Annotated in this window: 16 protein-coding genes; 9 read left to right on the top strand and 7 right to left on the bottom strand. The window is 55.3% G+C overall.

Going from position 1 to position 23,324, the window contains the following annotated elements; translation table 11 throughout:
• The first annotated feature begins 1 nt into the window (after position 1).
• Both RH858_RS12065 and RH858_RS12060 read left to right on the top strand, forming a co-directional pair.
• On the top strand, positions 2–775 hold the full coding sequence (locus RH858_RS12065) for a hypothetical protein (protein ID WP_310561975.1): 774 nt from the start codon (positions 2–4) through the stop codon (positions 773–775).
• Positions 772–6,264: a DEAD/DEAH box helicase gene (locus RH858_RS12060; protein WP_310561974.1), complete on the top strand. Its 5,493-nt coding sequence runs from the start codon at positions 772–774 to the stop codon at positions 6,262–6,264. Before RH858_RS12065 ends, RH858_RS12060 begins: the two co-directional genes overlap by 4 nt.
• A 188-nt stretch (positions 6,265–6,452) precedes the next feature.
• Here the strand turns inward: RH858_RS12060 and RH858_RS12055 are convergent, their stop codons facing one another.
• From RH858_RS12055 to RH858_RS12040, 4 genes are read right to left on the bottom strand one after another with little or no spacing between them, the layout of a single operon-like run.
• Positions 6,453–9,695: a PD-(D/E)XK nuclease family protein gene (locus RH858_RS12055; RefSeq protein WP_310561973.1), complete on the bottom strand. Its 3,243-nt coding sequence runs from the start codon at positions 9,693–9,695 to the stop codon at positions 6,453–6,455.
• Positions 9,695–11,854, bottom strand: coding sequence for a hypothetical protein (locus RH858_RS12050; protein ID WP_310561972.1), 2,160 nt, complete (start codon positions 11,852–11,854; stop codon positions 9,695–9,697). The genes RH858_RS12055 and RH858_RS12050 overlap by 1 nt, the downstream gene beginning before the upstream one ends.
• Entirely contained in the window at positions 11,851–14,604 is a 2,754-nt protein-coding gene (locus RH858_RS12045; protein ID WP_310561971.1) for a DEAD/DEAH box helicase, read from the bottom strand. Before RH858_RS12045 ends, RH858_RS12050 begins: the two co-directional genes overlap by 4 nt.
• A complete protein-coding gene (locus RH858_RS12040) occupies positions 14,601–15,767 on the bottom strand; it encodes a hypothetical protein (protein WP_310561970.1) in 1,167 nt (388 codons plus the stop codon). The genes RH858_RS12045 and RH858_RS12040 overlap by 4 nt, the downstream gene beginning before the upstream one ends.
• A 654-nt stretch (positions 15,768–16,421) precedes the next feature.
• Here RH858_RS12040 and RH858_RS12035 point away from each other — a divergent pair.
• Together RH858_RS12035 and RH858_RS12030 are read left to right on the top strand one after the other, a co-directional pair.
• Entirely contained in the window at positions 16,422–17,852 is a 1,431-nt protein-coding gene (locus RH858_RS12035; protein ID WP_310561969.1) for a lamin tail domain-containing protein, read from the top strand.
• Complete coding sequence (locus tag RH858_RS12030; RefSeq protein ID WP_310561968.1) at positions 17,849–18,148, top strand: DUF3006 family protein; 300 nt, start codon at positions 17,849–17,851, stop codon at positions 18,146–18,148. Before RH858_RS12035 ends, RH858_RS12030 begins: the two co-directional genes overlap by 4 nt.
• Position 18,149: 1 nt before the next feature.
• Here the strand turns inward: RH858_RS12030 and RH858_RS12025 are convergent, their stop codons facing one another.
• Entirely contained in the window at positions 18,150–19,034 is an 885-nt protein-coding gene (locus RH858_RS12025) for a hypothetical protein (RefSeq protein WP_310561967.1), read from the bottom strand.
• A 544-nt stretch (positions 19,035–19,578) separates the two neighbouring features.
• On the opposite strand from RH858_RS12025, the gene RH858_RS12020 reads away from it, so the two are divergent.
• Both RH858_RS12020 and RH858_RS12015 read left to right on the top strand, forming a co-directional pair.
• Positions 19,579–19,992 carry a TRAM domain-containing protein gene (locus RH858_RS12020; RefSeq protein ID WP_310561966.1) on the top strand — a complete coding sequence of 138 codons (414 nt, stop codon included), beginning with the start codon at positions 19,579–19,581 and terminating at the stop codon, positions 19,990–19,992.
• 229 nt (positions 19,993–20,221) lie between these two features.
• Positions 20,222–20,503 (top strand): helix-turn-helix transcriptional regulator, encoded by a 282-nt coding sequence (locus tag RH858_RS12015; RefSeq protein ID WP_122106947.1) that lies wholly within the window; start codon positions 20,222–20,224, stop codon positions 20,501–20,503.
• 167 nt (positions 20,504–20,670) lie between these two features.
• Here the strand turns inward: RH858_RS12015 and RH858_RS12010 are convergent, their stop codons facing one another.
• Both RH858_RS12010 and RH858_RS12005 read right to left on the bottom strand, forming a co-directional pair.
• On the bottom strand, positions 20,671–21,054 hold the full coding sequence (locus RH858_RS12010) for a hypothetical protein (RefSeq protein ID WP_310561965.1): 384 nt from the start codon (positions 21,052–21,054) through the stop codon (positions 20,671–20,673).
• Positions 21,055–21,237: 183 nt separating this feature from the next.
• On the bottom strand, positions 21,238–21,717 hold the full coding sequence (locus tag RH858_RS12005; RefSeq protein ID WP_310561964.1) for a hypothetical protein: 480 nt from the start codon (positions 21,715–21,717) through the stop codon (positions 21,238–21,240).
• A 97-nt stretch (positions 21,718–21,814) separates the two neighbouring features.
• Between RH858_RS12005 and RH858_RS12000 the strand changes: the two genes are divergently transcribed.
• From RH858_RS12000 to RH858_RS11990, 3 genes are all read left to right on the top strand, one after another.
• Positions 21,815–22,261, top strand: coding sequence for a hypothetical protein (locus tag RH858_RS12000; protein WP_310561963.1), 447 nt, complete (start codon positions 21,815–21,817; stop codon positions 22,259–22,261).
• Entirely contained in the window at positions 22,262–22,963 is a 702-nt protein-coding gene (locus tag RH858_RS11995) for a hypothetical protein (protein WP_310561962.1), read from the top strand.
• Between the two features lie 135 nt (positions 22,964–23,098).
• On the top strand, positions 23,099–23,324 hold a 226-nt coding region (locus RH858_RS11990; RefSeq protein ID WP_310561961.1), incomplete at its 3' end, for a hypothetical protein.

The raw sequence follows: 23,324 nt of genomic DNA, 5'->3' as shown, positions 1-23,324 counted from the left end.
CATGAAGACGGAGCAACGAGATATGCTCGACCGGCGGATCGAGAAACTCGAAAAGAAGGCGGAGCGAATACAGAACGCCCGAGATACGGACAACCAGGCAGAGTCGGCGAGGAAATCTCTGGCCCGGCTTCAGTCAAAGATGAGTTCGATCGAGGACACTGCATCGGAACTCGGTTTTTATGTAGCAGTCCTTGAGGACGTCTTCGACGGGACGCGACCGACTGCTGTCGACTCTGCCCTGTTGGCCGCAAAACGTGCAGTCGATATCGACGACGAGACGTTACTCACCGACGCTGAGAACAGGCGCCTCTCAGACCACATAAACGATATCTCAGAAGCCGAAGACGACTTACGACGTGCACGAGATTCCGTGACCAAAATTATCGAACGAGAGCATCAGAATTCCTGGGAGGATGACCTCGATTCGGCCAGCCAACTGAATCAGATCATTGGAGGCAAGCATAGCGAGTTCGAGTCCCTGATCAACTCTATCTATTCGTTCCTCAATCAGGACGTCTGGAAGTCGAGTAACTCTCCGACGGTTCTCTCTCAACGATGGGACGAACTCCAGCGGAAATGGGAAGAGAACTCGGGTAAGCACGGATGGGAGCCGTTCCAGGAGGAACACGATCTCTCCAATAAGACGATCGAGGAGATCAAACAATTCACTTCCCAGGATACAGTCCATCTGTCGGACTTCTCGATTTCGAGTCTCGAGGAGATCAAAGGCGTCGAAGAACTCGAGTCGGCCTTGGAGGTGAGTCTGCACTCATGAAGGATCCGGCACAGCGTGCGGAGGCGATGAAAGAAGCGTACGAGTCGTATGTCCTCGGCAACAAGGCACCTGCCGCGAAGAACGTCTATCATCGGTTCCAAGCGACCGATACCGATGAGTCGTTTATCGGGTCGAGAGGGCCGTTCCTGCAGGCCCTCGATATCCCGAACTGGAGCGATCAGAGTTGGGAGGAGTTCGCTGCTGAGGCGAACTTACACCCGTTGCTTAGCGATGCGTTCTCGTCGCTCGGGTTCCGGCGCCTCTACGACTTCCAAGAGCGTGCTGTCTCTTCGGTGAGCCAAGGAAACAACACCCTCATCACCGCAGCGACCGGTCGGGGGAAGACCGAAGGATGGCTGATCCCGATTCTGGATCACGCTCTCCGCGCGAACGAGGGGAATCTCGAGGGAACTGACCCGGATAGTGTCAAGGCACTCCTCGTCTATCCGACAAAAGCGCTCGCACAGGATCAACTCAAACGCCTCATCGAGTATCTCTACAAGATCAATCGGAACCTCCCGAAGCGGAAGCGCATCACCGTCGGGATCTACGACGGAGATACTCCTAACGACAAGGGACGGAAAGGTGCCGAAGGGTACCTTCGGTCCTCGTTCAAATTCTTCGAATGCCCCGGATACAACGAGGATCTCGCGAAATGTCAGGGGTGTTCGAAGGATCTCCGCGTGTCACCGGACTCCGGCCGCCTGAAAGTCAGGCCCACCAAGGAAATGTGTGAGGACGATGTCCCGCTGGAATTCATCAACCTCACCAAACAGGACGTTTTGAACAGGGACGTCGATATCGTCCTGACCAACCCAGACACGATCAACTACCGGGCGATGAATATCAACGCGCCCGAAGAGCAAGAGACGTTCATCCACGAACCGGACTTCCTCGTTTTTGACGAGGTCCACACCTACACGGGGCTGTTCGGGAGCTACACCTCGATGTTGGTAAAGCGGATACGTGAGATCCGACAGGCTCGTTCCGAGGGGAACGACTTACAGGTCATTGCCAGTTCTGCGACGGTGAATAATCACAACGAACTGTTCCGGAAGGTGGCCGGCGTCGACTCAATCGATCACGTCGACGAGCACCCACGAGAGTTGGAGACGACGACCCCGGACTCGGTTCCGAAATCGCTCTTCGAAACCGAGATCGAGGAACGAGCACTCGTCGATATGGGGAGGGACAACAGCAGGACTCCAGAAGCACTCCAACCGGGTGACTTCGTCGTCGACGATGCCGGCGAGTTGAGTCAGACGGAACTGTCCACTGCCGTCAGTGACGAGTTGTTTGACTGGCTGACCAGGCCAGATCCCGAATCAGCAGCGGTTCAGTGTATCCAGTATATCCACGATCTGCTCCAGGACGAACCGAGGACGCGACGGCAACTTCTTGAGGACCTTCGCACCAAGTTCGATCTCGACGAGGGGGATGCAGAAACTGTCCTTGAGAACGTCCAAACGATCGGTGAGTTCTCCGGATTGTTCGAGAACAGGAGTCACCTCTTCTCGTGGCCCCTAGACGGGTTTTACTCCTGTGCGCGGTGTGATGCGGTCTATCGGGCACCTCAAGGTGAATGCACGGAATGTGGCTACGGATTCGTCACCAGGGCCACGTACTGCAATCACTGTGGTGAGGAGGCCCTGGTTGGATGGTACTGTACGACCTGCAACCAACTCGAGCAGTACACGCCGACGGAGCACGGCGGGAGATATGAGGACGAACACACGTGTCAGCGATGCGCTGCCCGCGGCCTGGAATCCGAGGCGCTACGTGTAACCTTCCGACCGTGGCTTGAATGCGGTGACTGTGGACACGTTGAGCGACGAGCGACGAGCGACTCATGTGAGGCCTGTGGGGCGCCGACTGCACGAAAAGATCGGACCACAACGGTGTGTGTTGACCCCTCTTGTGAACATCAACAGTCCATCGATAACAGTTGCTCGGTCTGTGGGTCGTCACAGCGACTCCCGCAGCGAACGAGCACAGGAGTCGACTGCCCCGAATGCGGAGAGCACCACGAGACGGACGGTCCACAAATCGAGTGTGCCTGTGGAAACACCGTCGTCAATACACGGTACATCCCGTGGGTCGACCGGAACAAAGACTGTGAACGGGTCTACTTCCAGGAATCACCGCCCGACTCCTGTGAGTGTGGTTCCTATACGTTCGCAAAAGGGGGGCTGTTCGAACTTCGCCGCCGCCTCGAATGCCGCAATTGCGAGGACGTGGTGGCGATCGGATTCGAGTGCGGATGTGATTCGCCCGAACTCGTCGAACAAACTGTCGACGTAGATGGGTACGGAACGTACGATTCGGAAGGCGGCCTCCGTTCGGTGACGAACTTCCGGGCAGGGGTCCCGTGTTACCATGCGGGACGACAGTACACCCTGGGACGGTACGATGAGCTGACGTACAGTCAGCAGAACCTCGCTGTGACCACCGCACAGTACCTCCTCCGAGCAGTGGCTGAGGATGAGGGGTTCGACTCAGCGAAGATGCTCTCGTTTGCCGACGCGCATTCGGACATGGAGAACCTTCGTCGAGAGTTCGACGAACCGGAGGCGTCGACGTTACTCGATCAACTCCTCGTGACTCCGGCGACTGCGACAGACGGCTGGATCCCGCTGGAAGATGTCTTTGAGGAGGCCTTCCAATCCATATCGACGTTGGAGAGTGAGTTCTCCACGACACGCGACGTGAAGGAAGGCCAGGTATCACTCTATGCGAAACTCAAGGGACGCGAGCGACGTAACTGGGAGGCGGAAAACGCGATCAAGGACCGGTTACTGCGGCGGGTGATCGTTCATTCGTACAACCCACGATTCCGCGAGCACGATGGGCCCCTCTCGAAGGATGGCGTGCTCGACGTCCGATTCGATCAGGCGGTGGACCTCGACAGCGACGAGCGAGCGCTGATCCGTCCCCTCATCGAGAATGGAAACAGGCTCCATCGCGATACACTCCGAGATGAGAGTGGATTATCGAACCCAACGCCGGTCCTCAGAAGTTTGCTGAGTAGCGACATCCTCGAATCCGGAGATGATGAAGAGTGGATATCGATATCTCCCACGGCATTAGAGATTACTGCTGCAGGCGGGAACGACGGCCTCGCGTACAGCCCTGGTCATCAAGAGTCGTATTCATCGCTCGAACGCTACTTCGATCAGGTCCCAGACGATGCCGTTGCCTATGACACCTCCCTGGCGGAAGCCGCATCCCCGGATCATCCCCGCTTCTCGTATCGGGCGTATCGGGCTACATATGCCAGGTTGATGCTGTTGTGGGCCGACACCTATTACGGGCTCACCGACAAACAGACACGACGGAACATCGAGTATCTGTTCAAAGAGGGCAAACATCCACACTTCCTCTCGTCCGGCCCGACGATGGAGGTTGGAGTCGACATCGGAGCGCTCGATTCGCTCCTGCTGTACGGGACACCACCCAATATGAACGCCTATCTACAGCGGATTGGACGTGCGGGTCGGTCTTCGAAGTCCGCTCTCATTCACAGTGTTAGCCAGCGGAATCCGATCGACTACTACTATTACGAGAATCCGGTCGACCTCATCGATACGACCCCGAAAGACGTCCCATTGAACGAACACAACGAGGAGGTCCTCCGTGTTTCACTTTCCTGGGCGGTCTTCGATTATCTCGCCGCGAACTTCGGGATCGATTGGCAGATCGAATACGAAGGAAACCGGGCGAAGGTCACCGGCGGAGATACTTGGGAGCAGAAACCGGATCGGGCCCAGACCCAGGGGTGGAGCAAACTCACCGCGATCCGGGAACAGACCAACGACGTCCTCCAGATGGACACGGGTCGACCGAAGATCCAAGTCCTCGATGAGCTCGTCACTGACTACAGCGGCGACATTGAGGACTACCTCTCGGGAATGCTCGAGTACGATTACTGTGAACTCTGTGGACGCAGGTACCAGGATCGTGCCTCGACCGCGGACGATCACTGCGACTCCGATGAGTGTTCGGGCAAGATCCGGCATGCGGCCGACGAGTTCGACCAGTTGGTGAGTGAGGCAGTCGAGGAGTTCTCCGACCGGTACATCTACCACTATCTCGAGTACACCAACGAACTCTACGACCAGTTGGACGAACTCACTGATCGCCGTCGCGACTTGGATCGAACGAGACGACGGACGACCGATGCCGACGAGGCAGACCGGTTGCTGGAGGACATCGACCGGTTGCGGACGCAAGAGAACGTCATCGATGACCACCTCCAAGAGATCCGCAAAGAGAAATATAGCGACTTCATGCGGACCGCCAGCGGCGGCAAGTTCGCGTTCAATATGCGCTCCGTCGCTACATCGGTGAGCGCGACGCTTGTCAAGGAGGACTACAAACGTGAGCAGTTAGGAAACAACCAGGGTCGGGAAATGCGGATGGCGATCAAGGAACTCCATCCCGGTGGGGCCCACGAGCAGGGCAACGCTTCCTACACGGTCTGCCGAACGAAGTACGACGAGTTCGCGTCCGAAGAGATACGCAGGACGATCGAGAATTCCGATGCAGCCAACGAGTTCGCAAAGGAACTCGTCTGCCCGGCCTGTCACAGTTCGTATTCGACAGACGTGAGTTCATGTAGCAGATGCGATGCGAACGTATCGCTAAAACCACGAAAGGTGACTGTCCTCGATTCGGTTACCGCGTATCGACAAGACCTGTCTCCATCGACGGGAGATGGGTTCCGAGCTCGACAGGTCTACCGAGAGTCCGACGAACAGATCCAAGGGACGTTCTCGGAACGAGAGACAGATGTCCTCTCGTTCGATGTCGTTGATGCATTTGATCTCGTCGACGATGACGGCAACTGCGTCGGAACGCTAGAGTACGGGGAGATGGATGTACTCATGCACTCCACCTCCTACCGAGCGAAATACACCACTGGGAAGGTCGACGGTCGTGAGACACTGTTCGAGCGCTGTGGGCACGACGAGTGTGATGGGATCATCGTACGTGACGAGGACGAACACGAAGCCCGGTGTACGGTTGACCCAGACCATGACCCGGACGGATACGAGAATCCCTCGGAGTTCGTCCGCCTGGGGTACGCGTATTCGACAGCAGGGGTGCGGGTCGATCTCGTTGAGGACGACGGTGAAGGAGCACACGCCCTGACTCACGGATTCCGTATGGCGCTTCAGTATCTCGGAGGCGTAGACGTCCGTGAACTCACCGAGAGTGTTGACGATGACGCGCTCTATCTATTCGATTCACAAGAGGGGGGAGCCCAGATCACCCGCCTGCTCGTCGAAGAGGATGATGGGGAATTCCGGAACTTCAACGAGGCAGTCGACCTAATAGATGAGCACTTCGAGTGTGACTGTGACGACGGCTGCCCGCTCTGTGTGTATCAATACGGGTGTGATACGTACAATGCTCCGGAGAGTCTTGATAGATCGTATATAACTGAGTTACTCAGTCCACTTACCGAGTTGGAAATTAGAGCGAACTAATTGATCTTCCCTTGCCGGTAGTCGGTGATTTCGTCTGACCGCCGGCGTAAGAATGTATCTCTATCTTCGCTTTCAATATCAATTCCAATCCCCCATTAAGAAGATAATCTGTATAAAAACAGTACGTGCGGGTTTGGGACAGCGAGGTAATCGGAGAAATAGGCCTCAGTTCCTTCCAGTAATGGAATTCAAGAATAACTTTCTGCCTGTTCATCAACCAACTCCTCAAGATCGCGCTTCGAGCGAAGCGTCGGGCCGTGGCCGATCAGCAAGATGTCCTCAGCACATGAGAGAAGTCGGTACAACATCTCCGGTTGGTTGAGCGGCGGACGCAGTATTCCGAGGTCGTTCGATACGCCGAAACTGACGATCGCCGTTCCGGCGACACCCGCACCGAGTTGTTCCGGCAATTTCACCGGAACGGAAACCCCTTGTTCCTCAAGTCGTTGTCGCAGTTCGTTGGCGTGAGTTTCGAAGGGCGTGACGATGAACTCGGGATCGTAGTCCTCTGCAACCTGGGCGACGATTTTAGCCTCGGGCCGATTGTAGAGGAAGGAGCGGGTGAACTCGGGCGTTTGGGCTGCGTCCGTCTTGACGACGACACGGTGGTGTGTCGCGTTCCGTTCCTCATCGAGCGACCGCTTCGATTCGAGCAGCATCGGAATGTCATCGATATTCACAACCTCTCCCTGCCGCAGTAACGTCGCGTCGAGGTAATCACGCGACTCCAGTTTCGACTGAATAGTGAACGGATTTGCAGTCGTGTCCGAGACGTCGAACACGAGTTCTTGGGGGAGACCCTCCCGTGCTCGCACCGAGGTTCGGATTTCGAAGTCCTCGGCGGCGATCGTCTCTCCGCCTTCGATTTCGAGGAAGGTAAATTCTGTATCGCTGTCGGTCCACGTGTCCTGTGGGTAGAGGCTCTGTACGAACTCGTTCGTCTCGCCGGTGAATCGGAGGCTCGTAGCGTTGTCGACCGGAAGGCTGGCGTATCGGCCGTAAGCCCACGAGAAGTACGACTGATCGAGGCCATGTTCGACGGCTTCCGGGCTCACCATCGACGGACCGAGGCCGTGTGTATCCCCGATAGAGACGACACGGTCAGCGAGGTCGCTCAAGAAGAGGTACTCGGGTTCCGTGACCTGGTCTGCTCCCAGAAGAACGAGCGTGTCGAAGAACCGTACCGAGTGGTCACGGTCGCTGTATACACCCTCGACGAGCGAATGGAATCGCTCCGTGTTCAGTGCGTATTGAACCGACGAGAGCAAGGATGTCGAATCGTTCCATCGCTGCTGGATCTGATGATACGAATCGGACTCCCGGATCGTAGATTCTCCGGTACCGCCACTGTCCATTCGATAGTGGGCTCCGTCAGGTAACGCCCGCTCTGCGAGGTCAACCAGTTCCGGTGTCGCCCCGAGAATGAGCGTTCGCTGGTGTTCCTCCGGGACAGTCCCCTCGGTCGAGTTGGAGGTTCCAGGAATCGCAGGAAGTTGGGCAGTGACGGTAGACTCCACGAGTGACCCGAGGATACTCGTTCGGTCCGGTCGGACCGGCACGTGAGCGAAGAGCTCGGTGTTATCGAGGTGTGATGCGATCTCGCCGGGGTCGTCGATATCGATCGCGTTCTCTCCAGTGGACCCCTCAGCCTTCTGTTCGTGTTCGAACCGCCGGTTGTGATCGCGGCGCTGTGCATAATCTAGGTAGGGAAGGAACTTTCTGGAGACGTGTTCGGGCTCAAACGTCTTCTTCGCTCTGTACGTAACGTCGTCACGAAGGAATTGAAGCGACTGCCCGACGTCGAATTGGAACCGGAACACCTCGTCGTCGACTCCGAGGAATGTGACTCGTTTGGCGGCGATCCCTTCCGTTTCCGGTTCGAGCAAGACAGTATCGCCGGGGGTAAACGCCGGAATCTGTGGTTGATCGACCTCGAAGCGTGCAGTCGCGATGGATGCTCCGTCGAACGAGAGACCCGTGACGAGTCGTCCACTTCGCTCCAAAACCGAGTCGTCGAGTTGGTCGAGGAGATCACTCGCCGTCCGGCGCGCGCGCTCCTCGGAAGCGAGCGCTGACCGCAACTCGTTGTAATGGTCGACCTTGTCGGGGTCTCGAAACTCGAGTCGTTCCTCACACTCATCGAACAGGGTGCACTGTGAGGTCGTCCCCCCGTCTGGCGTAACCTCATAACACGACCATCGCCGTTCGGTCTGGCAGTGGAATTTACAGGCCGATGGGAGCGATCCCCGCTCTTGTCGGGCGGATTTATTCGAGGAAACAAGTTCGTCCTCATCACGAAGTCGACAGCCTTCACAATCTCTGTTGTACGGCGAGGGCGGACCGAATGGGTCTCGAGCGTCCGCAACGGCGTTCCGCAACTCGAGAAGATCTTTGACGTCCGAGCGGTCCAACGTGACTGACTCGAATTGGACCTCATCCGTCCCTTCGAGGTTCGGATAGACGATATATCCCTCCGGAACGGCATCGATCGTTTCGAGTACGTCTTCTCCCACGTCTGCTCGCTGGAGGAGTAGCCCGAACAGATACAACTTGAGTTGACGAGCGTGAGAATCGGCGTTCACATGGAGTGATGTCTTGAAATCGTACGGTGTGTCGTCGATAACGAGGTCAACATCCCCACGATAACCGTATTCATCGGCCAGCGATTGCTCTGTAACGATATCTGACTTGTCGGCCGCTGCCAATCGTGTACAGAATTCCTCCGATGTGAATAGCCGGTGGAGTGCCTCTTTCGCATAATCACGGCCATTTAGTCCGATACCGGAAACAACCAATTGAGCCATGCGAATGCCGAACTCATCATCGAGGATGTCATCAACGTAGGAATCGATGTCGTCCTCTGTCCATGACTGATCGACGAACCGTTCGTACGTGTCCGTCACTGCTCGCTCAGCTACCCGGTGGACGACATTTCCGCGGAAGCGACTCTCGTTGAGAGAGCGTGGATTGTAGACCTTCTTCACGAATGTGAGATAATATCTGCGGGGACAGGAACTCCGGACCGCCATCTCACCTTTCCCGATCTGGAGTTCCGGAGAGCGAACGAGTACTGAGGTAACGTTGAGGAAGAGTTCGCGCTCGCCGTTCCGAGTCGAGATATTCGGCGTCGCTCGGATTAGGACAGATTCTCCCTTGTTCAATACTGGGTCGCCCCGTCCACTGCCGCCACCGAGGATATCGAGGATGTACTCTGCGGTCTTCGAAATTCCCGGTATCTCCGGATTCTCGTACCAAAATGAGAGGTACGCCGGGATAGCCAGGTTTCCGCGGGGGTCGTCGATCTCATATCGGATCTTTTGTCCCTTGTTCTCGCCCGGAATGCCGTCGCTCCGGACGCGACACCGGACCGTTACTTCCTGGCTCTCGAACCGCTCGTAGTCATCGTAGATGGTTGCAAGGTCGTACAACATCAGTCCAAGCACACCTCCCGAAGCAGGCGGCGATTGAGTAGTTCTGATTGGTATTTCATTCCGTGTACGCAGTCGCTTTCTTCCGTTTCGAGACAGTCTGGACAGGCGGTAACGCACTGCATGGTCAGTTCTTCGAGTCGTTCGCCGAGTTCTGAGAGGTCGCGTCGATGTGTCCCCTGTGCGAACCGTTGATAGGTCTCGCGGACTCTCGGATCTCTGATGATATCACGGTCGAGGTGAAGGAGCAAGTCGACCGAGCGGGGTGTCCGTCCGACCGTTTCTTCGACCGCTTCGTACTGCTCTGCGACATAGGCATAGAATCGAGCGGTTTCGCGTGTTTCGAACAGCGACCGGACTCGGTTCTCGGCCAGTGTGGTCAGATCCGCGAGGTTGTACCCATCGGTCGTTTCGTCGAGTACAGCATCACGAGCGTCGACGACTTCACCCCTAAACCCGGTAGCAGACGCGACTCCGTCTTCAGGGTCGTCCTGACCGGAGCTCTCATCACTGCTCTTTGAGCTCTCCGTGTCCCCAGCGGCGTTGGTGGGTTCCGGTCGTTGCTCTTCAAAGAGGTCGTACAGGACGTCGCCGTCTTTCTCCGCTAAGAGTTCGATGGCGGTTAGATCGGCGGCTGCCGTATGACAGGCTGCCTGAGAGCCGACTCCGCTGTCGAGTTCGATGTCGTCCGTTCCGAGGTAGTCGTGCACCTCAGTCGCGATCCCCGCACCTCCCTGGATTGAGTCATATATCCCGGCGTGAGCGACACCGTCGTCACGCTGCTGGAAGTTCACATCGTACCAGAGTTCGAAGGATCCACCCGCCGGAGTCTCTTCGTTTGCCCACGTCGAGAGCGCATGCTCGACCGAGTGAACAACGACCTCCTCGGCGAAGTCACGGAGTGCATCGTCGTCCGAGCACGTATCGAGAAGCGCTTCGATCAGATCGGGGTGGTTCCGAAGTATCGCGAGCACGTCGGATGAGCGCGCTTCCTCATACCCCATCAAGGTGAGTCGTCCCCCACTGTCTTCCGATCCGAGGAGATCTTCGAGAATCGATTCCAGGTCTTCCATCGAGAGGTCGAAGACTGATTCCGCATCGTAGCTGTTGGTGTCACGACACCAGAAATCCGCGCCAAGGACGTGTTTCACGAACGGATCGACCAGGAAGACGTGATCGAGGATCTCCTCAGTGAAGAACAACCTGTCCCATACCTCACGGTAGAGGAGCGAGAACTGGAGGTCTCGTTTGATGTCCGGATGCTCTGAGAATACCCGCTCGATTCGGTCGCGGATCTCCTCTCGATCCAGTTCGAACAACAGCAACTGACTACGCTCACGCGCACCCACGAACGCATCGGTATCGTCGGTCCCGTGCTCGTACCTGAGTGTCCGTGAGAGCGTGTCGTTGTTCTCTTTCTCATAGAGAGTCAACAGCGACGCGTAGTAACAACGGAGGAACTCCGTATCGGGCTCGAACCGATAGCCGTCGACAAGTGAACTCTCGTCGAACGCGGTTCTGTCGCCCGAGAACTCCTCCAGGTGATAGCGGAACCAGAGATAGTTCGTCGTCGGGTCGCTCGACCCGAGTGAGAGCGTCTCCCCCATTGGCTCTCGGTCGGCTACGATATTCTGCAACCCGATGTGCCACTGGTACTCGGTGCTCTTTGGCAGGCGACTGACGTACATCGCCTGTGGGACATACACCGAGACCGCATCCGTTGAGAGACCCATGCCAGTGAAGTCTTCCGTCTCGGTCCCGAGGAGATCCTCGAGTTGGTGGTTCTCTCGGAACTCGAACATCGGTTCGATGTCGGCGTACCCCTGTCTGTCTCTGACGATGTCCCACTCGCCCTGCCAGAGGTAGAACTTCCACCGTTGCTTGTACCCGCCCGGAAGGAAGCTTCCGAGCATCTGTTCGAGGTTCTCCGTATCAAGCGGAGCGTAGTCGCCGTTCTTCTGCCGTTCGATGACGCGGATATTGCCTCCGATCGATTCCGGGATGAACGAACTCGATACGATATACGGAGGTTCGGCGACCGGGTCGGCCGCGAAGAGATTGGGGAGGTGGAGATACGGAAACTTCCCCTCGATCGATTGAAGATGTCGCTGGATTCCCTCGAGCCGTCCGAGTCGGTCCGCATCCGAAATCTCGTCGCTCATTCTGTACTACCTCGCATCGACTCCCGTAGCGATTGGGCGAGGGTGTCGATATGGGTTGAGGACCCCGTCTTTCCGGCTTCTTCGACTGCGGTTCCGAATGCCTTCCAGAACGCCGTGTCGTCTTCCCCCGGCACCAGCGGTTCATCCAGCGTTTCGAGGTAGTCGACAACGTTGTCGATGACCTCCTCAGCTGTTCCATCGCCGTCGGCTAAGCCGAACCCGGTCCGCAGCCATTCTGCGATGTCACTCCGGTGTTCGTAGAGTACGTCATCGAGGAAGTCGATATCCGGGCCCTGATTATCCGGACGTCCGCGATAGATACGCTGACTGTTCACACTGTCCGTCACGTTCAGGTAGTCGAAGATAGCGGAGGTCATGTGTTCGGCCCGAACGAACCGATTGTCCTCGTCAAGCGGAATCTCTAGGTGCTCGCTTCCCGGATGACTCAGATACTCCGAGTGATGGAAATAGAACGAATCCGTCGACGTCGACCCGAGAACAACTACGGTGATCGGGTTGTCCTCGGCGTCACGACCTCCCCGCCCTTTCCGCTGGATGAACCCGGGAACTGACATCGGGGCTCGATACTGGTACGTTCCGATGATGCTCGGATGGTCGAATCCGACCTCGAGTGCGCTGGTTGCGATCATGTGCTTCCAGTCGTTACCGGGGTCGGACTGGTCCGATGGCCGCTGACGCTGGCCGCTCTTGTGGATCGCCATGCTCATCGGGCGGAGGTCCATCTGGCGGTCCCGCATTGTCCACCAACATTCGCCCGCCTCATAGACCGAACATTCGTTGAGGTGCTTGTTCGGAACGACCGACTCACAGACCGCCGTCTCGTCCAGTTCCTCGTCGGTTCCCTCCCTAAACCGTTCTTTCGGACAGTCGGGGTTCTCCCCCTCGCCGTGCAGGAACGCATCGGGACGCCGGAGTTCGAACAACCCGTCGTCTTCGGCGTTATCGAGGTACCGACCCAACCGACCGACCGAATCGATCGAGTCGACGAATCCCAATATCCGGTCTTTATCCACGTTCAATCCGTCTCGAGAGCCCTGACGCTCTTTCCGAACAGTGTGATAGAACGCGAACGCGATCTGGATCATACACGAGAGATTAGAGGCAGTCGTCCGGTGGAGGTCCTCCCACTCGTTCTGCGGCCGAAACACCGAGTCGCCGATCGGGATCTCGACGTCTCTCGGCTCGGTCGATTTGACGAAGAGCATGTACTCCGAGCCGGTGGATTCAGTCTTGGATGGCGAATGCAGTTCGGCCGATTCTGTGTCGAATATCCGTCGTGTGAAGTCTTTGGCCTCCTCGATCGTCGCGCTGGAGGCAACGAGCGTCGGTGATTGGTGTGAATTCCGGTGCTTGAGAGCCCGTTTAAATCGACGGACCACATTCGAGACGTGCATTCCCGACTGCTCGGTGTAGACATGCACCTCATCGAGTACGAGAAACTTCGTCGGATACGTCGACGACCAGAACGCGCTCTTTCCGTATTTGTCCATCAAACGCAGGTGAAGCGAGTTTTGCGTCGTGACGATAACGTCGGCCGGTTTTTCCCGATTCGCGGTCGCCCACCGAAGGACGTGGTTCTCCGGATCACGTTGACACGCGAAGTGTCTTCCTTCCTCGTAGTCTGTCGCCGCCATTGTGCCATCGCAGAACGGACACTCGATCTCGGTATCGGTCCTGCTCCCATGTTGGATCGCGACGCTGATCGGTGCCTCGTCCAGCGAAGCGTGTTCCTTTCCGAGCCGTTCGTTGATCGTAAACGCGTACTCGACTAGGCGCTCGAACTGATTATCACAGAGGTCGCGACGGGGGTACGTGAGTACGGCTTTGTTCTCGGAGATCCCGGCACGCCACGCGGTATGACAGTACGCGAGAATCGGGAAGAGGAACGCCTCCGTCTTCCCTCCGCCTGTGCTTGCGGTAATAACGTGTGAGAGGTCCGCCTCGCCTGCGTCCTTTGTTACCGCATCGAGATACAGTTCGATAAACGAGTCCGCCTGATAGTCGGCCAGCGACCGAATCTCATCGGGGAGTCCGTCATTAAAGAATTCTCCCATGAACTCGACCGTTTCCCCGATAGTATCCCGCCAGTCTGAGCCGACCGTCTCAGCGAGTTCTGCGGCCGGTTCGGCGTCTGCAGAGTTGACTCGCTTGTTGATCTCGCGAAGGGTCGGACCGAACCGGGACGCACGCTCGGGATCGAAGATTGGCTGCTCACGGTCGAGGACCTCCATCTTTACCATCTTTACCAGACTCGGAGAGAAGTCGATTGCTGTCCCACCATCTATCTGGAGTCGCTGCCGAATAAGCGCGAAATACCGTGCCATTTCGGCGACTCGACTACGAACTCGCTGTCGATCGTAGACATAGAGTACTTCTCCGTTCTCCTCGAGTTCCCCAATAAGTCGTTCGAGAACGAGGTGTCCGAGTTGCCTCCTGTCGTATTCGATCGTTTCGAGGAAGACTGCATCCGATTCCAGGACATCTTCAACGAACGCACTATCGTCCGTTAGATACGTCTCTTCGAACCACTCGAAGACCGTTTGTAGAGTGATTGTCGCATCGTAATTACCAGCATTGATCTGTCGTTTGCACCCCTCATCGATACGACGGAGGACACTCGACCGCATTTTTTCATAGAGTGTCTCGTGGGCTTCAGCGGTGAACTCCTCCCAGATCGTCTCGACCTGTTCAGTACCAGGCAAGTCAGTTGTCGGATGTGTCTTGCTCATTCGAATCTCGCCTCTAAATCGGCTATCTCTCCGTCTTCGAACAGTTCACGAAGGAGAGCGAAGAACGCGTCACGCTCCAATTCGGTCGCCTCTAACGTCCGCGATACGCTTCCATCGTGCTCTGTAAGGAGTTGCTGTATCCGTTCACGGTCCGAAGTAGTCGCCTCGGTGTCGACGAACGTCGCGACCCGGTCGCCAACTTCCTTGATCTTTAACCGTCGCGCGAGCTCGTTGAGTTCGTCCACGAGATCGTCGTCTGTAGTCGGACCGATCGCATCAGCCAAATCATTCGCTAGAGCGTAGCCAGCACGCCGCTTTCCCGTGGTAAGCGCGACACCATAGAACGTGGAGAGAACCTCACTGACCGTCTCGGCTTGGTGGTCTTCGATCGCTTCCTCCCCCTCTATGCCAGACACTATCTCATCAGTCTCAGGAGCCGTTTGGACCCGCTCTTTTACGCTGAGTGCTTTCGGGTCCACATCGCGTACAAGTTCCGAGAGATCGTTGGTATAGTACTCATGGAAGGTATCTCGGAGAGCTACCGCAACTGTCACATACGCTGTAGCGGACACCTCCGTCCGGATCGAATCGTTCATCGAGCGGATGTCGGTCTCGAGATCATCCAGATCGATTCGGTCGCTCGATGTGATCTGCGTATGTTTCCCCGCGTTAACGAGCTTTGTAGCTGCATGTAGTCGTTTGTCAAGGCGTTGGCCGTGATATTCGCTATTGCTCTCTGTTTCGTCTTGGATAGTGAGCAGTGCATCAAGCCACTCGCGGAGAAGCGTGATTCGTCGCTCTAATAGTTTTTCGTGGTACCGCCGATACGCCGAAGTAAGCCGAGCGAGCATAGTGGCTTGCTGGTGCGTAGCTTCAGCCGCTTCGATTTCTTTTTTGTTTATTGTATAGATCGTGTCGAATTCCTCGAGTTTCTCAGAAATCTCAGTAAGAGCGGCCGGATATACTGATGAGATGTCCGCGTTCAATTCTGTGAGCGCATTGTAGTTCTCCCGGGCCTCACTCAGTTGGTCTGAGGCGTTCGATAGATGTTCCTCAAACTCATCCCAGCCTCCATCGCTATTCGACATGGCCAGATTCGAACACCACGCTAGTCCATCCAGCCGTTCATTGATTAATAAACCTATGTATTCGAGAATAACCATCCGTAGCTACGGAACGCACACACCTGAGTGAAATCGGTTGGCTCCCTGGGAAACTGCTACTCACATCGACCCATTGCAGTTGTATGTGAAATCGGTGATCGGGGACGTATTCGATCAGTATCAGGGTGGATCAAACGGCGGCGTCCATCCCCACACATCCACGCTGTCTTGATCCGGAGGCGATGTAGGTCACAGTCTCCACACCGCTATCTCGAGGAACATCAAGAGACAGACAGACCATCCCTATAGGCAAATCAACTTAACTCTGGTCCAACGAAGCTAATAGATGGTGTTTTCCTCAGGGTTCTCGACCGCAATCGCTTCAAATACGTCTATAATCCGGTCTGGAACGAGTGCCGTGAGAACGCCGAGTGCACCGAGAAACTGCCGTAGCATGCGCACTCGCATTCGTTCGCTCTGACGGTGCTTATCGAGAAGTCACTCCCTCAATCTTCTACACCAATGATGGTAACCGGCGCAGGATCACCCATCTCAGCAAATCAGAACTCAAAGACCTGGTCCGAACACACCAAGCGTGACCCCGGCTCCTCTTTATCGATGACAACTCACACCTGATTTTCAGTAGCTAACTACCGGCAATGCCACTTCGTTGGAGTCGCGTAGCTTTACACCCCACCAGCGACGACTGTGACCATGGAATCGCCACGGAAACTCACTACTCTTCTCATTATCGCCGGGATGGTTGTCCTCGCCGGATGTGCCGGCGGGATATCTGGTGATCCAGCTCCAGCTGATCCAGACCCAGCCAACGGGTCGTCAACCGTCACCACAAACGGGAGTGTTGAGATCCACTATATCAACGTCGGTCAATCGGTCAGTACGCTCATTACGAGCCCGAACGGTGAGACGATGCTCGTCGATACGGGCCACTATAACGACGACGGCGAGCACGTACTCGCATATCTCCAACGTCACGATATCTCGCGGATCGACCACCTCGTAACATCACACAGTGACGCGGATCACATCGGTGGAAACGCCGCGATCATCGAGTACTACGAAACAGAAGCCGACGGGATCGGCGCGGTGTACGACCCCGGTATCGCATCAAGCACACAAACTTACGCCGAGTATCTCGACGCGATCGAAGCACGCGACGTGACACTATACGAAACGCGCGAAGGCGACACGATCGACTTTGGCGATGTCGACGTCAATGTTCTCGGCCCACCGGACCCGTACCTCGAAAACGAAGATCGCAACGAGAACAGCATTGTCCTCAAACTCACCCACGGCGAAACGAGCGTCCTGCTCTCAGGCGATGCCGAAGACGATCAGGAAGCATACCTCGTCGACGAATACGGGTCAGAGCTGGAGTCGACAATTCTGAAAGCCGGCCACCACGGCTCTGCGAGCTCGTCAAGTGGAGCGTTTCTTGATGCGGTCGATCCGCAAGCAGTCGTTATTTCGAGCGCGTATGATTCCCAATACGGACATCCCCACGAAGAGGTCCTCGAACGACTCGCTGAGCGTTCACACCCAGCGTACTGGACCGCCACGCACGGCAACATCATCTTGACCAGTGACGGACAGAACGTTACCATCCAAACCCAGCAGGACGTCCCAACAGATCCGAGTACGCTCCGTGAGGGCGTTCCGATCGAAGTTGGAGCGGTTGACGCTGTTAGTGACCGTGCCCGCATTGAGAGCGATGGGACAACCAGTATCGACACTGGTAGCAACGACACTCCCGATGACACGGACAGCGAGACAGATGAGACGACCGCTGAAGCCGGCCTAACAGTCGCTGAAATCCACGCGGATGCGGCTGGTGATGACCGTGATAATCTGAACGACGAATACGTTGTCTTCGAGAACACCGGTAACGAGACGCTGGATCTGTCTGGCTGGACGATCGAAGACGAAGCAGGCCAGAGGTATACTGTTCCTGCGGGGTTCGAGCTTGCTGCCGGTGAAACAGTGACACTACACACAGGAAGTGGAACAGGTACAACTACTGAGTTGTACTGGGGTTCAGGTTCGCCGATTTGGAACAACAACGGGGATACCGTGATCGTCAGTACTCCTAACGGGGAGCCTGTCCTAGAGGAGACATATTCATGACCGATTTAGTTGATCTGGACAAGGGAGAATACACAGCCGTTGTGGACTCGATCGAAGATGGGTTAGCCACCGTGTTTTTCGAACGTGACGGCGAGGAGGTAGGGAATGCTGTCTTGGGAGCTGATCGGCTCCCTGAGGACGGGCACCACGCAGATGCGATCCTCACAGTCACCGTCGTCGACGGCGACCTAGATACAGTACAGTACGAACCCGAGCAGACCACGAAGCGAGCAGACGCAGCCCAGAATCGGTTTGATCAGCTCTCGAAACGGCCGCCGTCCGAAGACGATTCGTAGATCACTCAGGTGATGTCCCCAGGCGGTTACCCGGTTTCTCAGTCGATCGCTGGCCAAGGTACTCTGTAAAGAACACAAAGACGGTGATGATCATGCCGGCCGCAAACCCCGTTCCGTGAGCGATCACGCTAACAAATCGCCCCGTCTCATCCAGTTGGACTTGGAACAACTGCGAAAGGAGTACTACGACTATCGCTGAGCCAACGCCGATGAGGAGGAGTTCGTAACGGTGTGACCTGGCCCACGCTCGCCATGTCTGGATTTCAGACCAGTTGGTGACAATCCCAATTCCGATCGCGAAGGCTACAATCAGACAAAGAATGGGTGCTACAATTGGTGGTAACACAGCAGACGTTATTGCGAGCGCTGAGAGCGCTCCGAGGACAATTGTTCCAGTCGTCGCGACGCCGGCGTCGTAGCCATACCTATCGGTCGCTGTGCGGGCCAGTGAGACGTATAGCAGTCCACCGAACGCACTCACGACTCCAGAAAACCCTCGTGCCGTCGTCGCGTCCGCAACAAGATTCCACTGAAGCTTCAACAGCCAGTAATCCACGAGTTTTGTCATCGGCGGTGCGAGCACGAGACACCCGACTACAGCAAACCAGAACGGACGTCGACGCTCCCACGTCATGGAGAGTGCGTACGCCGATGCCATCACGATCGCGTACCACGTTACGCTGGACGCTAGATGTGAAACGCTATCGTGGAGGATTGCCGCGGTCCACGCCGAGACTACAGAGGGCTCGCCATACGTGAACACAAACTGCGAGCGGAGTGGTTCAGGGAAGAAGAGATGAACAACGATGAGGACACCAGCAACCCCAGAGAGTATGGCAATTTCCACCAGTTGGGTTGGTGGTAGGGCTCCCTGTCGTCGAGGCATTCACGCGGGATTGTCCAAGAGTGAATAAAAAGGGACAGATCGGTCACAAGCGTACGATTTTCAGAGACGGTCTTGGCAATTAACCACTATTGGCAGGGGCATGAGCGAGTAGGCTGAGGTATTCCACTCATGGGGGTCGAATATTCGGAAGTTGGATAGCGATCGAGCATAATCTTAACCAACAAAGTTGGGGCAAAAAGCGCATGTTGGTTAATCGTGCTGGTGGTCTACTCCACCGGAAACCTGGTGCGTTTGGCCCGCAAAGCCGCCAAAAGCTTAGGTTCGAGGCGGGTGATATTCATTTGGAAGGAACTGTCACACGCTCCTTCCACCCCTTCATGAACGCTGACGAATCGCCCCTCGGTCGGTGCCCGAAATGTGGTGAGGACATATCCGAAGCATGGATTCTCGTTGAGTACGAGAAGGACGACGGCACAGAGGGCGTGTGGACCGAGTGTCCGGCTTGTGAGGACGTTGTAGCCCCGGAGTAGAGAGACAGCAGAGTAATGTGTGATTCGCCGCGTATGCGGTATACAGTCTAAAAATGGACATTTCAGAGCAACTTCAGTGTCTGTTCTCAGGGAAAGTCGAAGAGCGTAACGGGTCATATATGATTGAGATACCGGAACAAGAGCTCCGCCTGGGGAACCTAGAGACGGACGAAACGTACCGTATCGCTGTGTTGTCTTCATCCACCACCAGCGAGACTAACACTACTGACGCCGATCCACAGCCCCAGCGAGCGTCACAGACGCCCCCCGTCGAGGAAGGAGAGCAACGCACCGTCGAAATCGAAGATATTGGCGATCAAGGCGATGGGATCACCCGTGTTGAGCGCGGGTTCGTCGTTATTGTTCCCGACACCAAACAGAGCGAGCGTGTCACTATCGAGATCACCGATGTGCGTGAGAATGTCGCCTTCGCGGAAGTTGTCGATCGCGTTAGCTACTACGAGTAATCTGAAGCGTTCATTCTCTTCGTCTGAGGGCGGGATCGCGTGAGCGATACTGGGTATTCACTTATACTATCTCCGTGCGGTTCGAGCTTGCTCTCGACGAAATAGGACACTTCACACAGGAAGTGGAACGAGTACAACTACAGAGTTGTACTGGGCTTGTGTCTCGCCGAGTTAGAACAGCACTTCGAAAATCAGTAGTATTTCAAAACATGAATACGTAAGATAGGGCATGTATGATCTCACAGGCTTTCAGCGGGATTTGTTGTACGTAATCGCCGGTCTGGATGACCCACACGGGCTCGCAATCAAAGACGAACTCGAAGACTACTACGAAAAAGAGATCCACCACGGTCGCCTCTATCCGAATCTCGACACACTCGTTGAGAAAGGACTTGTCGAGAAAAGTCAGCGCGATCGGCGAACTAACGAGTACACCACCACTCGTCGGGGCACTAGAGAAATCGAGGCGCGAGCTGAATGGGAAGCCGAGTATATTGACCACGACGGCTGACTGAACCTCGTTGTCGACGCCAGTGCGACACTTGTGTTATGAATATTTCGTGCTAATCCCGCTCACACAGATTTCTAGCTTTGAACTATCCATTGTGAGAGATACCTCAAGACAGGAAGCGGATACAACGAGAGGGTAATAGTGGCTCTAAACTACTGAACCGTCGTTCAGCCGCTGTTGGTGAACAGCCCATACGACCACTCCACAGCTTGCTGTGCGCCATCTGGAAATTCAGAGTCAAGCTTGATTGAATATCGCAAACTCGAACTCCAAGAGTTGGTTTCTTCGAAGTCGACCTTCTCCAGGAATTCTGTGGGGAACTCACCGTATACCGACTGCTTCACCGTTGGATCGAAGCATAATCGAGGCCCTGGGAGTACGACAGCGAATACGGTACCCTGTTCTGGCTCACCATCTATGTCTCTCGCATAGAATGTGTAACCATTAGATCGAGGGATTGGCTCTATACCAGTCCATGCCTCAATGTGGTCCGCCACATCTTCTTGAGACATTTCGTCACTGGAGTCGGATTTGAAGTCTGATAGTGCCACACATAGGTTATCGGGGTGTTGGTTAATATACAATTCTTATTTGTGATCTGATAGTAGATGTCTGAATCCTGCTGAAACGAAGTATCTGAGATCTAGCCTACTATCACATAGCAGACATATAAGAGAAAAACTACAATCCACATCTGGCCTGATCCAACTACCGTAGTTAACAGAGAAGAGGTACTAATTACTAATTTCTGATTGGAGTGTCTGTTGAGGTGATGTACGGTGGTTTTTGTTGTCGCGCTCCCGCTGCCTGATCACTTTCTCTTCCAACGTGTTGAGAAACCGTTTAGCAGCGAGGACGGCGTCGTTTACTTCATTCATCCCGCACTCAAAGTACACGTCTCTGAGGTGATAGTTTGGGTTATTGGTCTTGTACGATGATTTGCTGTAATCCCATTCATCTAATTCCTGACTCGCCTCATCAAGAATCCAGCGTGCAACTGCGTGCTGGTCAAGTACGTCTCTCTCAGTAGCGTTGTAGTTATCATGGAACCTAACAGGTTCTGGGATGTGTCCAATTAGAACTTCTACAGTCTCTCCTTCCTTCGCAAAAAGATAGATTGTGGCATCCCTATTTTCGAACGGCAGGCTGACGTTGTAACTAACATCTGCATCGCCACCTTTGCGGCCAGACCGTGACTGCGAACTTCGCGCCATGTTCCGACAGATGGTGGGTACGTTTATAGTATTTTCGCCAAATTGTCGAATCGTCTGATTGCCAAAGTATTTACACAGGGCCGACAATGCGTAATTGATGACTACAGCCCTGAACCCACGTATCGAGTACGAGATCAAGGAGGTAATTTCAGATATTGCTGGGCGTGACAAGACGATCAAAGAGACCGCAGCTGGGCTAATCCAAATTGGCGTCGGTGTCCGTACTCATGGTGTTGAACCCAAAATCGTCGGGCCATTAGGGATCCCGCGGCCCTTTGCGAAACTTAGTCTGGGAGATCAAATGAGTGAGCTACGGACAGAAATTGGCGACGACCTCGCCGACGAACTCGTCAATCGGTTCGACAACAAACCCAATACAGCTGCTAGAGAAGCGATTCGGCTCGGCGTACTTGCTGTCGCTCAAGATGCGTTTACTGTCGAAGGGCCTGTGGGTGGACCCCGACCATTCGCAGAGATCGACTTGAGTGAGCTAAACGACCCAGAACTCAGAACCCAAATCGAAGACCTTCGAGAGGAGCTATAAATGACAACGGAGACTACCGCAGTATACGGGTTAACTCCGTTCTACGATCGCGGATTCAGTGGCAGTCTCAACTGGTTCTCTGAAACTCAAGATGCTGGTGTTGCGCCAGCAGTTCTCGCACAGAGTGGCCTCTTACCACGTTTTGATGAATTCATGAATACGTGCGTCGGCTCGCGTTTTGATGCGGAAGAAGGAGGGCTTACGTTGGGTGAGACAGACGCAGACGGATTGGAAGACGTTCTTTCAGCTACAGTACTCTCGCTGTTCATCCCGATCCAGCAAGCCACTCAGACAGACTGGCAGTCGATCTATACGTTTGGCAGAGAAGCGCTTGTAGATACGATCACAACAGCGACACCCGATAGTGAACAACGATCAGCACACTCCCACAGTCTGATCGTGACGGACGTCGACACGGAATCTGAAGAGACCGCGATACTGTTTCAGGTAACCCCACTTGGCGCGATCTGGATTGTAGCCGAGTCATCACAGACAGGACTGAGTATAAATCCGCTGTTAGAAGCGAGCCGGCAGGAGATAACGACGAGTCACCGAGAACACAGACAAGAGAATAGCGCCGTAGATGCTGACGGGACTGGCGGAACCGAGTCCATCTCAAGTTCCCTTCTTCCTGAACCGCATTCGATCTCTCCCAAACCGATACACCAGCTAGTTGCCGCCAGCGAGGACAATGATGGCTAACTTCGTGTCAGCAAATACGAGCAGCCCAAGAGACCAATGACAACACCAGATACCCACCCTGAAAGAAGCGATGAGAAAGCAGATAGTAGCGTCTCTCGACGATCATACTTGGCTGGACTTGCGACTGGGCCGTTCATGACAGCCGCAGCCTCAGGCGATATCACATCGGAATCACTCGGTCCAGAGAAGGCGCTCATCGCGGAAGCTCAGCTCCCAGAGCCATTTACTACGTTGTCGGGGATCGACGCAGCTGGTGCGTTTGACGCAGTAGAGTCGCCGGGTGAGGGGGAAACATCACGCGATCAAGTAGCGTACAACAGTTTCTGGGCAGGGAACGAACCAGAGGAACCACTCTGGGTTG

It is taken from the genome of Halalkaliarchaeum sp. AArc-GB (genome assembly GCF_031432225.1).
GTDB lineage: Archaea > Halobacteriota > Halobacteria > Halobacteriales > Haloferacaceae > Halalkaliarchaeum.
This window is presented reverse-complemented; position numbering and strand designations above follow the sequence as displayed.